We start from the raw sequence: 13,723 nt of genomic DNA on the forward strand, positions 1-13,723 counted from the left end.
TATCAGTTCCGCCGGTTCGCACGCCGGCTACGGTAAGTGTCGAGCACCACGGCGATGACGATCACCGCCCCGGTGATGATGCGTTTGGTGGGCTCTGAAGCACCGATCTGGGCAAGGCCTGCGGCCAGCACCGAGATGATCAGCACCCCGAAGAACGTACTGATGACCGAGCCACGCCCACCCATCAGGCTGGTGCCGCCGATCACCACGGCGGCGATCACCTGCAGTTCCAGGCCGGCACCGGCGTTGGGGTCGGCGGCCTCCAGGCGGGAAATCTGGAACAGCGCAGCCAGGCCTGCGAGCACGCCCATCAGGGCGAACACCAGGATCTTGTAAGGGCGCGGGTCGATACCGGCGAGGCGCACGGCTTCTTCGTTGGTCCCAATGCCGATCAGATAACGGCCGAACACCGTGCGGGTCAGCACCAGCTGGGCCAGCACGATCACCAGCAGGCCAATGATGAAGGCCGGCGAAATGCCGAAGGCGATGGGGTTGGAGAACCAGGCGAAGGCATCGCCGATGTAGGCGGTGCGCGAGTCGGTGAACTGGTAAGCGAGGCCCCGAGCCATCTCCAGCACGCCCAGCGAGACGATGAACGACGGGATGCGCCAGGCCACGGTAATGCTGCCGGTGATGCTGCCGGCCAGCGCCGCCACGGCCATGCCGAGCAAGGCGGCGGGCAGCACGCCCCAGCCCCAGCCGAGGATCGCCACGCTGACCGTGGAGGCGGCCAGCGCCAGCACCGAGCCCACCGACAGGTCGATGCCGCCGATGATCAGCACGAAGGTCATGCCCACCGCCAACACCATCAGGTCGGGGATCTGGTTGGCCAGGGTGCTGAAGGTGGCATAGGAGAGAAAGTGGCTGCTGAGCAACGAGAACAGCACGATCATCGCCAGCAAGGCGCCGGCCAGGCCCAGGTAGGTGCCCAGGCCATAATAGTTGCCGCTGCGGCGGGCGGGCACGGCGCCCGAGGTGTCGAGAGGGGAGGTTTTCATGCGTCCATCCTGGGAGCTGCGTCGTGCAGCAGGGCATCACGTTTCTGGTAGCCGGCAAAGGCGGCGGCAAGCAACTGGTCCTGGCTCCAGCGGTCACGGTCGAAGGTGTCGATCAGCCGCCCGGCGGACAGCACGGCGATGCGGTCGCAGATCAGCATCAGCTCGCGCAGGTCGCTGGACACCACCACCAGGGCCTTGCCCTGGCGAGCGAGCTCGGCGAGCAGGCCATAGATGTCGAACTTGGCACCCACGTCGATCCCGCGGGTGGGCTCGTCGAACAGCAGCACCTGGCAGTCACGCTCGAGCCAACGGCCGATCACCACCTTCTGCTGGTTGCCGCCGGACAGCTCGCCCACCGCCTGCGCCGGGCCGGCGCTGCGAATGCGCATGGCGCTGATCTGCCGTTCGGCCAGGCTGCGCTCGGCGTCGCGATCGAGCACACCGGCACGGGACACCGCGCCCAGGTTGCCCAGGGCGATGTTGGCGCTGATCGACTGGGTCAGCAGCAGGCCTTCGCCCTTGCGGTCCTCGGTGATCAGGGCGATGCCGGCGGCCACGGCGGCCTTGGGCGAGTCGATGCTCACCGGCTGCGGCGGCAGACCAAGGGCAATCTGCCCGCTGTCGGCGCGGTCGGCGCCGTAGATCAGGCGCAGCAGTTCGGTGCGCCCGGCGCCGATCAGCCCGGAGATGCCGAAGATCTCCCCTGCCCTCACCTCGAACGACACCTCACGCACCTTGTCGCCACGGCTGAGCTTGTCGACCTTGAGCAACGGCGCACCGATCTGGCGGCGGCCAAGGTCGATGTGTTCACCCAGCTCGCGGCCGACCATCAGGTTGACCAGCTCGTTGCTGCTGTAGCGCTGGATCGGCTCGGCGCATACCAGCTTGCCGTCGCGCAGCACGGCGATGCGCTGGGCTACGCGCTGCAGCTCTTCGAGGCGGTGCGAGATATAGACGATGGCCACGCCACGCTGGCGCAGGCGCTCGATCTGGGTGAACAGCAGTTCCACCTCACGGCTGGTGAGCATGGCCGTGGGCTCGTCGAAGATCAGCACATGACAATCGCCAATCAGGTTGCGGGCGATCTCGACCATCTGCTGATGGCCGATCCCCAGCTCGCCAACCGGGGTGTCCGGGTCGATGGCCTCCAGGCCCACCTGGGCCATGGCCGCCGTGGCCAACTGGCGCAGGCGCTTCTGGCTGATCCAGCCGAAGCGGCTGGGCAGGTTGTCGAGGAACAGGTTCTCGGCCACGGTCAGTGTCGGCAGCAGGTTGAGCTCCTGCATCACCATGCGCACCCCAAGGCGCTCGGCCTCGGCGCGGCTGCCGGGGTTGTAGGGCTGGCCGCGGTAGTGCATCTGCCCGGCGGTGGGGATTTCCAGGCCGCCGATCAGCTTGGACAGGGTCGACTTGCCCGCACCGTTTTCGCCGGTCAGCGCCAGCACCTCGCCGCCGCGCAGCTCGAGGGTGACGTCGCCGAGCACCGGCTGGGTGTAGGTCTTGCCCAGGCCGCTGACGGCCAGCATGGTTTCATTGGCCGGTACTGACATGGCCATCTCTCCCAACATGTTCAATTAGCACGCCCCCTGTGGGAGCTGGCTTGCCAGCGATGACGGCAACTCGGTGCATGGCACCGGCTTCGCCGGTGATCGCTGGCAAGCCAGCCCCCACAAGCCAATCACTGGGTAATCAATTCCACCGGCGTCTGGATCACATTGTCGGCATCCACGGCAGGCTTCTCGCCCTTGAGCACCGCCAACGCCGCCTGGATGCCAAACACCGCCTGCTGGCTGGCGGCCTGGTCGAGGGTGGCGAGCACGCGGCCATCCTTGAGCATCGGCTTGATGGCCTTGATGTTGTCGTAGCCGACCACCTGCACCTGGCCGGCCTTGCCCGCAGCGCGCACGGCCGAGACCGCGCCCAGCGCCATGCTGTCGTTGCCGGCCAGCAGCGCCTTGAGGTCGGGGTATTCGTTGAGCATCGAGGCGGCCACGGCGTTGCCTTTGTCGATCTCCCAATTGCCGGATTGCACCGAGACGATCTTCATCTGCGCGGCTTCCATGGCGTCCTTGAAGCCGGCGGTGCGCTGCTGGGCATTGGTGGTGGTCGGCACGCCCTCGATGATGCCGACCTGATCGCCGGCCTTGAGCTTCTCTTTAGCCAGGTAATCGCCGACGAGGCGCGCGCCCTTGCGGTTGTCGGGGCCGACAAAGGGCACGCTGATGCCCTTGCTCTTGAGCAGTTCGGGGTCGAGGCGGTTGTCGATGTTGATCACCACAACGCCTTTGTCCATGGCCTTCTTCACCGCCGCGACCAGCGCCTTGGAGTCGGCCGGCGCGATCACCAGGGCCTTGGCGCCTGAGTTGACCATCTGCTCGACGATGCGGATCTGCTCGCCGGTATCGGTTTCATTCTTGATGCCGTTGGCGATCAGTTCGAAATCTTGGGGGTGGGCTTTCTGGTAGTCCTTGGCGCCGTCCTCCATGGTGCGGAAGAACTCGTTGGCCAAAGACTTCATCACCAGGGCGACCTTGGGCGCGTCCTCGGCATGGGCGGCAGACAGTGGCAGGGCGAACATCAGCGAAGAGAGCACAGCGACGGCCAGCGGACGACCGGAGAACGGCAGTTTCATGGAAATGACTCCGAATTTTGTGTTTTTTATCGGATGCAAACGTTTGCGGTGACTCACTATGGAAACAGGTCCCGCGTTTGTCAAATCCAGTGCGTAGGCAAAGCGCCAGCACGCACGCCAGATTATCCGCAATTTATCCGAAAAACCGAACACTTTTCCTACGCTTGTTCGGGATGCCGAACGACGGCAACCCGCGCAGTCTCACGCATTCAGGTTACACATGATGAATATCAACGGCTTACAGATGAAAAACGACGAACGGTAAGGCCTGGTACGAAATCTGCCTGACTGTGGTGCGACACAGCGAACATCTCATTAGGAAGAGAGAAGAAGAACTATGATCAACATCGCACTCAAGGCCTTCACCCCGGCCACCCTGGCCCTGCTGCTGGCCCTGCCGACCTCCGTTTCGGCCAAGGAAGCCGAGCAACAACAGGAGCTCGCCAACGTGGTGATCCTCGCCACTGGCGGCACCATCGCCGGCGCCGGTGCCAGCGCCGCCAACAGCGCCACCTACCAGGCCGCCAAGCTCGGCATCGACAAACTGATCGCCGGCGTGCCGGAACTGGCCGACATCGCCAACGTGCGCGGCGAGCAGGTCATGCAGATCGCCTCCGAAAGCATCAGCAACGACGACCTGCTCAAGCTGGGCAAGCGTGTTGCCGAGCTGGCCGACAGCAAGGACGTCGACGGCATCGTCATCACCCACGGCACCGACACCCTGGAAGAGACCGCCTACTTCCTCAACCTGGTGGAGAAGACCGACAAGCCGATCGTGGTGGTCGGCTCCATGCGCCCGGGCACCGCCATGTCCGCCGACGGCATGCTCAACCTGTACAACGCCGTGGCCGTGGCCAGCGACAAGCAGAACCGTGGCAAAGGCGTGCTGGTGACCATGAACGACGAGATCCAGTCCGGCCGCGATGTGAGCAAGTCGGTCAACATCAAGACCGAAGCCTTCAAGAGCGCCTGGGGCCCGATGGGCATGGTAGTGGAAGGCAAGTCCTACTGGTTCCGCCTGCCGGCCAAGCGCCACACGGTCAACTCCGAGTTCGACATCAAGACCATCAGCAGCCTGCCTGCCGTGGACATTGCCTACGGCTACGGCAACGTCACCGACACCGCCTACAAGGCCCTGGCCCAGGGTGGCGCCAAGGCGATCATCCACGCCGGTACCGGCAACGGCTCGGTATCGTCGCGCGTCGTCCCTGCCCTGCAGGAACTGCGCAAGAACGGCGTGCAGATCATTCGTTCGTCCCACGTCAGCCAGGGTGGTTTCGTTCTGCGCAACGCCGAACAACCTGATGACAAGAACGACTGGGTCGTGGCCCACGACCTGAACCCGCAGAAAGCCCGCATCCTGGCCATGGTCGCCATGACCAAGACCCAGGACAGCAAGGAACTGCAACGTATCTTCTGGGAATACTGATCCCGGCCTGAACCCGGCGCGGCGCCCGGCCGCGACGGGTTCACTCCATCAAGCGATGACGATCTGGCCGTCCGCCAGGCCCTGCCCGGCAATGCCCACCAGAGTCACGCTGTCCTTGCCGAAGGTCAGCACCAGGTCATCACCCACCTGGCTCAGGTGATCACGGAAGTCCCGCGACGCCGTGCCACCGTCCACCCCCATGAACACCAGACGGTCCTGGCTGCTGAAGTCCAGCACCCGGTCCTGGCCGAAATGGCCGTCGAACAGGAAGGTGTCGCGCCCTGCCCCGCCGCTGAGCAGGTCGTTGCCGGCCCCGCCCACCAGCACATCATTGCCCGCACCGCCCACCAGGCGGTCGTCGCCGTCCAGGCCGAACAACCACTGGCCCTGCTTGCCGGCCACCAAGGTGTCGCCCGCCTGGCTGCCGCTTTGCGAGGCGGCGTAGAGGTTGAGCTTGCCGCTGGAGAGCAAGCCATCGACGCCCACCGTGTGGCTGACCTCCTTGCTGAAGAACACCAGGCTCGTCTCCTGGCTCACCAGGCTCTCCACGTTGCGAACCAGGCTGATGCCGCCCTCGGCGTCGCGCACGTAAAGCGTCCCTTGCCCGTCACGGGCAATGCTCAGGTTGGCCAGCGCATCGCCGAGCTTCAAGGTGTCGTGGCCGCTGCCACCGTCGATCAGGTTGAAACCGCCTTGGTCACGGAACGTATCATTGCCGCCGCGCCCTTCCAGGTAGTCGTTGCCACGCCCGCCCTGGATAAGGTCGGCCTGCTCGCTGCCGATTATGAAAGTGCTGCCCTTGTGCGTCTCGGCGTTGCGGTTGAGGTCCTGCACCCAGGTCGAGCCCCGGGTGACGTCGGACAGGTTGCTGACCACGATGGTCGAGTCGCGGCTGGTCCACTGATAGAAGCCGGAGTCCAGCACCCGGCCCAGGCCGTCGGTATAGGCCGCCGGCAGGTGCGACAGCCAGGTGGCGATGTTGCCGATGGAGTACGGCAGCAAGTTCCAGGCGTCCGAGGCGTAGTGGTCGTTGAAGTTGACGATGTTGTCGGTGGCCGAAGCCTTGGCACTGTCATGCACGCCCAGGGTGCCCCAGGTGACCGACGTGCCGTCGAGCGCACGGAACACCGGGTCGTTTTCGTAGCCGATGTTGAGCACCTTGTCGGGGTTTGCCGCCTGGGTGGGCGAGGCGAAGGCAACGTAGCGCGCGTCCTCAAAGAAGCCACCCCAGCGCGTACCGCTCAGGTCGGCCAGGCTGTTGACCGCCAGGCCACCCAGGCTGTGGCCGCTGACGGTAATGTCGGCGCCGCTCAGGCCGTTGGCCTTGGCGAAGGCCGCTACGTCACCGAGCAGGCCATCGAAGGCCTTGGCCGCGTAGTCGCGGGCATAGCCGGCCGGCCCCAGCGACGCCAACAGGTCGTTCACCGCATCGCCCAGGGTGTCCCCCAGCAGGTTCTCGCGGGGCCCACTGGTGCCACGGAAGGCAATGCCGATCCCGCTCAGCTGGCCATTGGAATCGTAGCGCCCGAGGATTTCCACCTGGGCACTGGTGTAGCCCGGCGTTTCCCCGTGAAAGGTACCGCGGGCGTCGGTGTGGCCGTTGTAGCCCAACTGCGCGGCGCTGATCGGCGCCCAGCCGGCTGCCTTCACCTGAGCCAGCGCCTTGGCTTCGGAATCGGGGTTCCACGGGATGCCGGGGATCACCCCCTGGCTGTCGCTGCCGCCGATCAACGCCTTGACCAGCGTGGCCGGCAGGCCCAGGCCGAAGCCATGTTGCTGGTAGCCGGCGGCAAAGCCGTCGTCGATGCCATGGTAGGCGTACATGGCCAGGGCCATGGCGTCCTGGTAAAGCGCGCCGGAGGCGGCGCTGTCGAGCTGCTTGTAATCGAATACGGGCATTAGTTGACGTCCTTGTTGCAGGTAGGAAAAACGCCCCAGCGACATCGTCCACTGACACGACTGACGGGCGAAGGGCCAAGTTCGCACGGGGCTCGACCTCAGGTCCAACGCCGTGCCTGGGGCTACCCTGCCAAAGGTGCGGGCATAAAACCTGTACATTCATACAGATAAAACTTGCCTGCCCGCCCTGCCTTGCGCATCCTAGTGCCCCATCTCCAACGATGAAGCGTTGCCGGCCATGCGCCTCTTTCTCTGCGAAAAACCCTCCCAGGCAAAAGACATCGCCAAGGTGCTCGGCGCCCAGCGCCGTGGCGATGGCTGCTGGCAAGGCACCGACCTGTGCGTCACCTGGTGCATCGGCCACCTGCTGGAAACCGCGCCACCGGACAGCTACGACGAACGCTACAAACGCTGGTCCCTCGATGACCTGCCGATCATCCCCGACAAATGGAAGATGACGGTCAAGCCCAAGACCGCCAGCCAGTTCAAGGCGGTCAAGCGCCTGCTGGGCGAGGCCCGCGAGCTGGTGATCGCCACCGACGCCGACCGCGAGGGCGAGATGATCGCCCGCGAACTGGTCGAGCACTGCCGCTACCGCGGCCCCATCCAGCGCCTGTGGTTGTCGGCACTGGACGATGCCTCGATCCGCAAGGCCCTGGGGCGCCTGCTGCCTGGCCAGGAAACCTTCAGCCTGTACCACTCGGCCCTGGGCCGCTCACGTGCCGACTGGCTGATCGGCATGAACATGAGCCGCCTGTTCACCCTGCTCGGCCGCCAGTCCGGCTACCAGGGCGTGCTGCCGGTGGGCCGGGTGCAAACCCCGACGTTGCGCCTGGTGGTGGACCGCGACCGCAGCATCGCCGACTTCGTGCCAGTGCCGTTCTGGGCAATCGACGTGCAGCTGGAAAGCGCAGGCCAGGTGTTCAATGCCCAGTGGCGCGCGCCGGAAGACGCCTGCGACGACCAGGGCCGCTGCCTGCAACAAGCGTTGGCGCAGCAGGCCGCCGCCGCCATGCAGGCCGCGGGCACGGCGCGGGTGCTCAAGGTTGCCACCGAGCGCGTGCGCGAAGCGCCGCCGCTGCCCTTCGACCTGGGCACGCTGCAGGAGCTGTGCTCGAAAAAGTTCGGCCTGGGCGCCCAGGAGACGCTGGACATCGCCCAGGCCCTGTACGAAACCCACAAGCTGATCACCTACCCGCGCAGCGACAGCGGCTACCTGCCGCTCAGCCAGCACGGCGAGGCACCGGCGATCCTCGCCGCCCTGCAGCGTGCCGACGCCAGCCTCGCACCGCTGCAGGCGCATCTTGAGCCCCAGCGCCGCTCACGGGCGTGGAACGACCAGAAGGTCAGCGCTCACCACGGCATCATCCCCACCGCCGCCGCCAGCGACCCGGCGCGCCTGCCGCCCAAGTACAAGGCGGTCTACACGCTGATCCGCGCCCGCTACCTGGCGCAGTTCCTGCCCAACCACGAATACGACCGCACCCAGGCCGAGTTCGACTGCGCCGGGCAAGCGCTGCGCGCGGTGGGCAAGCAGATCGTCGAGCCGGGCTGGCGCCGCGCCCTGCCCGAGGCTCTCACCCCGGCCAAAGGCCGCGAAGCACCACCGGCCCAGGTGCTGCCCGCCCTGCGCGAAGGGCAGGACTGCGCGCTGCATGATCTGCAACTGAAAGACCTGTGGACCCAGCCGCCCAAGCCCTTCACCGAGGGTGACCTGATCAAGGCGATGAAGAACGTCGCCAAGCTGGTGGATGACCCGCTGCTCAAGCAGAAGCTCAAGGAAACCACCGGTATCGGCACCGAGGCCACCCGCGCCAGCATCATCCAGGGCCTGCTCGATCGGGGTTATCTGGTCAAGCATGGCAAGGCGCTGTCGGCGACACCCGCGGCGTTCAGCCTGATCGATGCCGTGCCCCGCGCCATCGCCGACCCCGGCACCACGGCCATCTGGGAGCAGGCGCTGGATATGGTGCAAAGCGGTGAGATGAGCCTTGAGGAGTTCGTCGCCCGGCAGTCGGCCTGGATGGGCAAGCTGGTACAGCGCTGCGCGGGGATGCGCCTGAACATCAGCGGCCCGCCCCTCGCGCCGGGAGGCAAGGGTGCGCCGTGGAAGAAGAAGCGTGGGAGTGGCGGCAAGCGCAAGACGGAACCAGGAGTGGCCAAAGCCACAACCCCGCGCCGGCGCAAGACTGCCGGCAAGTCATGAATCATCGCGGGGCAAGCCCGCTCCCACGTTATGAACTGCTCCTCAAGGGTTGGATGGATGTCCAACTTCTTGGAGCAGTTCGTAGCGTGGGAGCGGGCTTGCCCCGCGATAGGTTGGTGGAACTACCTCAACCCTCAGCAGCCTCGCGCTTCAACCGCGCCCGGCGGGCCATGATGTTGAGCATCTCGATCACCGTCGAGAAGGCCATGGCGGCATACACGTAGCCTTTCGGTACATGGGCGCCGAAGCCTTCGGCGATCAGGGTCATGCCGATCATGATCAGGAAGCCCAGGGCCAGCATTACCACGGTCGGGTTGTCGTTGATGAACTTGGCCAGCGGGTCGGCGGCCACCAGCATCACGATCACGGCGCTGATCACGGCGATGATCATGATCGGCAGGTGCTCGGTCATGCCCACGGCGGTGATGATGCTGTCGATCGAGAAGACGATGTCCAGCAGCAGGATCTGGAAGATCGCCGCGGTGAAACCAATGGTCACGGTGCTGCCGAGCTTGGACTCTTCCTTGGCGCCGTGGGGATCGACACTTTCATGGATCTCCTTGGTCGCCTTCCACAGCAGGAACAAGCCACCGGCGATGAGGATCATGTCCTTCCACGAGAAGGCGTGGCCGAACACATCGATCACCGGCTCGGTCAACTGGACGATCCAGGCCACGGTGCTGAGCAGCGCCAGGCGCATGACCAAGGCCATGCTGATACCGATGCGTCGCGCCTTCGAGCGGAATTGCTCAGGCAGCTTGTTGGTGAGGATCGAGATGAAGATCAGGTTGTCGATGCCGAGTACGACCTCCATGGCCACCAGGGTGGCAAGGGCAACCCAGGCGGTGGGGCTAGCGGCGAGTTCCAGCAAATATTCCATTGGTCAGTCCTGCTTCGGGTCCGGTGGGTCAGATGTCTTGGGTGTTTTTCTTGTCGTCTTCGGCCTTGGCCTTCTCGCCATCGCTGCCGATGGCGTCGCTCAGCGCCTGCTGGGCGGCATCGTTGGTCTTGTCGATGGCCTGCTTGGCCGTTTCGGCGGCCTGGTCGAGCATCTGCTGGGCGGACTTCTCGGCCTGGTCGCAGCCGCTCATGGCGAACAACGCCAGGGCCAGCACCAGGGGCGTACCGATGGATTTGAGTTGCAACATGGGGTCCTCGCTTGTCGATATCCGTGCGGCGCGCGGGGCGCCTGATGGGGTCGCATTCTAGAGGGGCTGAAACATCCAGAAAATTCGTTTTTTCAGCTGATATACTTCGGTTTTTACGAATCCGGAAACACCATGCTCAACTACCGCCAGCTTCATTACTTCTGGGCTGTAGCAAAGACCGGGAGTATCGCCCGCGCCAGCGAGCAACTGAATCTTACGCCGCAGACGATCAGTGGGCAGATCAGCCTGTTCGAGCAGACCTGGAACCTGGAGCTGTTCCAGCGCGTCGGTCGTCAGCTGGAGCTGACCGAAACCGGCCGCCAGGCACTCACCTATGCCGAGCAGATGTTCCAGATCGGCGGCGAGCTGGAAGCCATGCTGCGTGCTGGCCCTCAGGAACAGATCCTGTTCCGCGTGGGGGTGGCCGACGTGGTGCCCAAGTCCATCGTCTACCGCCTGTTGGCGCCAACCATGGAGCTGGACGAGGTGCTGCGCATCAGCTGCCGCGAAGACAAGCTCGAGCGCCTGCTCGCAGACCTGGCGATCCAGCGCCTGGACCTGGTGATTTCCGACAGCCCCATGCCCAACCACCTGGACATCAAGGGTTACAGCCAGAAACTGGGAGAATGCGGCCTGAGCTTCTTTGCCACGCACACCTTGGCCGCACAGCTCGACAAGCCCTTCCCCGCCTGCCTGGACGATGCGCCGCTGTTGATTCCCGGCCAGGAAACCGTAGTGCGCAGCCGCCTGCTGCGCTGGCTGGCCGAGCAACAGGTGCAGCCGCGCATTGTCGGTGAGTTCGACGACAGCGCGCTGATGCAGGCCTTCGGCCAGTCCGGCAGCGGCATCTTCGTCGCCCCCAGCGTGATCGCCGAAGAAGTGTGCCGCCAGTACGGGGTACGGCTGATCGGCCAGACCGAGGCGGTGAACGAGTCCTTCTATGCCATCTCGGTGGAACGCAAGGTCAAGCACCCGGGCATCGTGGCGATCACAGAGGGGGCCCGGCGGGAGTTGTTTCACTGGTGAACACATCGCGGGCGGTTCGGCGTCCCGACAAGCCCGCTCCCACCCTACCTGGATTGCCCGAACGCCCTGCGTGGGAGCGGGCTTGCCCCGCGATAAGTGGCATACCTGGCTGTGGTAAAGTGCGCGGTTCATTCGTCCCGAGATTGCGCTGCACATGACCCCCGTTCTTCGCCTCATCAACCGCACCGGCCTGGTGACGCAGATCTGCATCGGCCTGGTGGCCGGCATCGCCCTGGCCCTGCTCGCGCCCTCCGTGGCCCGTGACCTTGGCTTTCTTGGCAAGGTGTTCGTCAGCGCCCTGAAAGCGGTTGCCCCCGTGCTGGTGTTCATCCTGGTGATGGCCTCGATCGCCAACCACCGCCACGGCCAGGAAACCCATATCCGCCCGATCCTCTGGCTGTACCTGCTGGGCACCTTTGCCGCTGCCGTGGTGGCCGTGGCCGCCAGCCTGCTGTTCCCCTCGCAGCTGGTGCTGAACACCAGCGAAGCCACGCTCAGCGCCCCTGGCGGCATCACCGAAGTAATGCAGAACCTGTTGCTGAGCGCCGTCGACAACCCAATCAACGCCCTGCTCAATGCCAACTTCATCGGCGTACTGACCTGGGCCATCGGCCTGGGCATTGCCCTGCGCCATGCCAATGACACCACCCGCACCGTGGTCGAGGACTTGTCCAACGGCGTCACCCTGATCGTGCGCGTGGTCATTCGCTTCGCCCCGCTGGGTATTTTCGGCCTGGTCAGCTCGACCCTGGCGCAATCCGGCCTGGAAGCGCTGCTGGGCTACCTGCACCTTTTGGGCGTGCTGATGGGCTGCATGCTGTTCGTGGCACTGGTGATGAACCCGCTGATCGTATTCTGGAAAATCCGCCGCAACCCGTACCCGCTGACCCTGCTGTGCCTGCGCGAAAGCGGCATCACCGCGTTCTTCACCCGCAGCTCGGCGGCCAACATCCCGGTCAACCTGGCATTGTCGGAAAAGCTCGGCCTGCACGAGGACACCTACTCGGTATCAATCCCCCTGGGCGCGACCATCAACATGGCCGGCGCGGCGATCACCATCACTGTGCTGACCCTGGCGGCCGTGCACACCCTGGGCATCCCGGTCGACCTGCCCACCGCCGTGCTGCTCAGCGTAGTGGCGGCGGTCTGTGCCTGCGGCGCCTCGGGTGTGGCCGGTGGTTCGCTGCTGCTGATCCCGCTGGCCTGCAGCCTGTTCGGTATTCCCAGCGAGATCGCCATGCAGGTGGTGGCGGTCGGTTTCATCATCGGCGTGCTGCAGGACTCGGCCGAGACGGCGCTGAACTCCTCCACCGATGTACTGTTCACCGCCGCCGCGTGCCAGGCCATGGAGCAGCGCAGCTCCTGATAGGGCCATCGCGGGGCAAGCCCGCTCCCACGGTGGGAGCAGGCCTGCCCCGCGATGTGTTCGGCGATTGCTTAAGCCGGGCACTTTACCTAGGCTAGTGGCCTTTTCCTCGCAATGAGTCAGGGCCATGTCTGAACACGAAAGCACCGGCGAAGGCCGCTTCAACAGCACTGAAATCCGCGTCCTCGGTTCGTTGATCGAAAAGCAGGCCAGCAACCCGGAAACCTACCCCCTGACCCTCAATGCCCTGGTCCTGGCCTGTAACCAGAAAACCAGCCGCGAACCTGTCATGAACCTCTCCCCCGGCCAGGTTGGCCAGGCTTTGCGCGCTCTCGAAGGGCAGAACATGGCCCGCCTGCAGATGGGCAGCCGTGCCGACCGCTGGGAGCAGCGAGTGGACAAGGCGCTGGAGCTGGTACCGGCGCAACTGGTGCTGATGGGCCTGATGTTCCTGCGCGGCCCGCAAACCCTGAACGAACTGCTGACCCGCAGCAACCGCCTGCATGATTTCGAAGACGTCGACCAGGTCCAGCACCAGCTGGAGCGCCTGATCTCCCGTGGCCTGGCCCTGCACCTGCCGCGCCAGGCCGGCCAGCGTGAGGACCGCTACACCCACGCCCTGGGCGATCCAGCGGAAATCGAAGCTATCCTCGCCGCGCGTCAGCAGGAAGGTGGCGCACGCAGCAGTGCCGGCAGTGTCTCGCAGGAGCGCATCGAAGCGTTGGAAGCGCGGATCGCCGCGCTGGAGGAACGCCTGGCCCAGCTGGAAGGCTGAGGTCAGGGCTTGAGTGCTTCGGGGAAGTTGCGACAGCTCTTGCGCTCGGCCATTTCGCGCTCGCTGGGGCGCTGGTCGACAAACACGGTACGACCATCGGCGTAGATTTCCAGGTAGCCCCAGTGCAGGTCCTGCTCTTTCTGCCCGGGCTGGGGTGGCACAAGCCACCAGGGTTCGCGGCTGATCAGGGTCATGGGTAAGGTTCCGAAATAGGCCTGCCCTACATGATAGCCACTGCCACACC

At 65.0% G+C, this 13,723-nt stretch carries 12 protein-coding genes; 5 read left to right on the forward strand and 7 right to left on the reverse strand.

Annotation, left to right across the window (positions count from 1 at the left end):
- Positions 1–2 precede the first annotated feature (2 nt).
- The 3 genes from LOY51_RS17895 to LOY51_RS17905 all read right to left on the reverse strand — a co-directional run bounded on the left by LOY51_RS17895 (position 3) and on the right by LOY51_RS17905 (position 3,630).
- Positions 3–998: an ABC transporter permease gene (locus LOY51_RS17895; RefSeq protein ID WP_125859353.1), complete on the reverse strand. Its 996-nt coding sequence runs from the start codon at positions 996–998 to the stop codon at positions 3–5.
- Complete coding sequence (locus LOY51_RS17900; protein ID WP_258642404.1) at positions 995–2,548, reverse strand: sugar ABC transporter ATP-binding protein; 1,554 nt, start codon at positions 2,546–2,548, stop codon at positions 995–997. Before LOY51_RS17900 ends, LOY51_RS17895 begins: the two co-directional genes overlap by 4 nt.
- A 128-nt stretch (positions 2,549–2,676) precedes the next feature.
- On the reverse strand, positions 2,677–3,630 hold the full coding sequence (locus LOY51_RS17905) for a sugar ABC transporter substrate-binding protein (RefSeq protein ID WP_125464746.1): 954 nt from the start codon (positions 3,628–3,630) through the stop codon (positions 2,677–2,679).
- Between the two features lie 337 nt (positions 3,631–3,967).
- On the opposite strand from LOY51_RS17905, the gene LOY51_RS17910 reads away from it, so the two are divergent.
- Positions 3,968–5,059: an asparaginase gene (locus LOY51_RS17910; RefSeq protein ID WP_374046859.1), complete on the forward strand. Its 1,092-nt coding sequence runs from the start codon at positions 3,968–3,970 to the stop codon at positions 5,057–5,059.
- 48 nt (positions 5,060–5,107) lie between these two features.
- Here LOY51_RS17910 and LOY51_RS17915 read toward each other — a convergent pair whose 3' ends face one another.
- On the reverse strand, positions 5,108–6,958 hold the full coding sequence (locus tag LOY51_RS17915) for a polyurethane esterase (RefSeq protein WP_258642406.1): 1,851 nt from the start codon (positions 6,956–6,958) through the stop codon (positions 5,108–5,110).
- A gap of 238 nt (positions 6,959–7,196) precedes the next feature.
- Between LOY51_RS17915 and LOY51_RS17920 the strand changes: the two genes are divergently transcribed.
- Complete coding sequence (locus LOY51_RS17920; protein WP_125859356.1) at positions 7,197–9,164, forward strand: DNA topoisomerase III; 1,968 nt, start codon at positions 7,197–7,199, stop codon at positions 9,162–9,164.
- A gap of 127 nt (positions 9,165–9,291) precedes the next feature.
- Here LOY51_RS17920 and LOY51_RS17925 read toward each other — a convergent pair whose 3' ends face one another.
- Both LOY51_RS17925 and LOY51_RS17930 read right to left on the reverse strand, forming a co-directional pair.
- Positions 9,292–10,044 (reverse strand): TerC family protein, encoded by a 753-nt coding sequence (locus LOY51_RS17925; RefSeq protein WP_110993902.1) that lies wholly within the window; start codon positions 10,042–10,044, stop codon positions 9,292–9,294.
- A 28-nt stretch (positions 10,045–10,072) separates the two neighbouring features.
- Complete coding sequence (locus LOY51_RS17930; protein ID WP_125464750.1) at positions 10,073–10,312, reverse strand: hypothetical protein; 240 nt, start codon at positions 10,310–10,312, stop codon at positions 10,073–10,075.
- A gap of 132 nt (positions 10,313–10,444) precedes the next feature.
- Here LOY51_RS17930 and nhaR point away from each other — a divergent pair, with 132 nt between their 5' ends.
- The 3 genes from nhaR to LOY51_RS17945 all read left to right on the forward strand — a co-directional run bounded on the left by nhaR (position 10,445) and on the right by LOY51_RS17945 (position 13,479).
- Complete coding sequence (nhaR, locus tag LOY51_RS17935; protein ID WP_125464751.1) at positions 10,445–11,338, forward strand: transcriptional activator NhaR; 894 nt, start codon at positions 10,445–10,447, stop codon at positions 11,336–11,338.
- Positions 11,339–11,492: 154 nt separating this feature from the next.
- Positions 11,493–12,704: a serine/threonine transporter SstT gene (gene sstT / locus LOY51_RS17940; RefSeq protein ID WP_125859357.1), complete on the forward strand. Its 1,212-nt coding sequence runs from the start codon at positions 11,493–11,495 to the stop codon at positions 12,702–12,704.
- A 127-nt stretch (positions 12,705–12,831) separates the two neighbouring features.
- On the forward strand, positions 12,832–13,479 hold the full coding sequence (locus tag LOY51_RS17945) for a YceH family protein (RefSeq protein ID WP_125859358.1): 648 nt from the start codon (positions 12,832–12,834) through the stop codon (positions 13,477–13,479).
- 2 nt (positions 13,480–13,481) lie between these two features.
- Here LOY51_RS17945 and LOY51_RS17950 read toward each other — a convergent pair whose 3' ends face one another.
- Entirely contained in the window at positions 13,482–13,673 is a 192-nt protein-coding gene (locus LOY51_RS17950) for a hypothetical protein (RefSeq protein WP_110993906.1), read from the reverse strand.
- Positions 13,674–13,723: the final 50 nt, after the last annotated feature.

This window comes from Pseudomonas sichuanensis (assembly GCF_024749065.1).
GTDB classification, from domain to species: Bacteria; Pseudomonadota; Gammaproteobacteria; order Pseudomonadales; family Pseudomonadaceae; genus Aquipseudomonas; species Aquipseudomonas sichuanensis.

Bases quoted from the DNA above. Each gene is read 5' to 3' on its own strand.
- LOY51_RS17900 (WP_258642404.1), bottom strand. From the start codon at position 2,548: ATGTCAGTACCGGCCAATGAAACCATGCTGGCCGTCAGCGGCCTGGGC.
- LOY51_RS17910 (WP_374046859.1), top strand. From the start codon at position 3,968: ATGATCAACATCGCACTCAAGGCCTTCACCCCGGCCACCCTGGCCCTG.
- LOY51_RS17930 (WP_125464750.1), bottom strand. From the start codon at position 10,312: ATGTTGCAACTCAAATCCATCGGTACGCCCCTGGTGCTGGCCCTGGCG.
- LOY51_RS17915 (WP_258642406.1), bottom strand. From the start codon at position 6,958: ATGCCCGTATTCGATTACAAGCAGCTCGACAGCGCCGCCTCCGGCGCG.
- nhaR (WP_125464751.1), top strand. From the start codon at position 10,445: ATGCTCAACTACCGCCAGCTTCATTACTTCTGGGCTGTAGCAAAGACC.
- sstT (WP_125859357.1), top strand. From the start codon at position 11,493: ATGACCCCCGTTCTTCGCCTCATCAACCGCACCGGCCTGGTGACGCAG.
- LOY51_RS17925 (WP_110993902.1), bottom strand. From the start codon at position 10,044: ATGGAATATTTGCTGGAACTCGCCGCTAGCCCCACCGCCTGGGTTGCC.
- LOY51_RS17945 (WP_125859358.1), top strand. From the start codon at position 12,832: ATGTCTGAACACGAAAGCACCGGCGAAGGCCGCTTCAACAGCACTGAA.
- LOY51_RS17920 (WP_125859356.1), top strand. From the start codon at position 7,197: ATGCGCCTCTTTCTCTGCGAAAAACCCTCCCAGGCAAAAGACATCGCC.
- LOY51_RS17895 (WP_125859353.1), bottom strand. From the start codon at position 998: ATGAAAACCTCCCCTCTCGACACCTCGGGCGCCGTGCCCGCCCGCCGC.
- LOY51_RS17950 (WP_110993906.1), bottom strand. From the start codon at position 13,673: ATGACCCTGATCAGCCGCGAACCCTGGTGGCTTGTGCCACCCCAGCCC.
- LOY51_RS17905 (WP_125464746.1), bottom strand. From the start codon at position 3,630: ATGAAACTGCCGTTCTCCGGTCGTCCGCTGGCCGTCGCTGTGCTCTCT.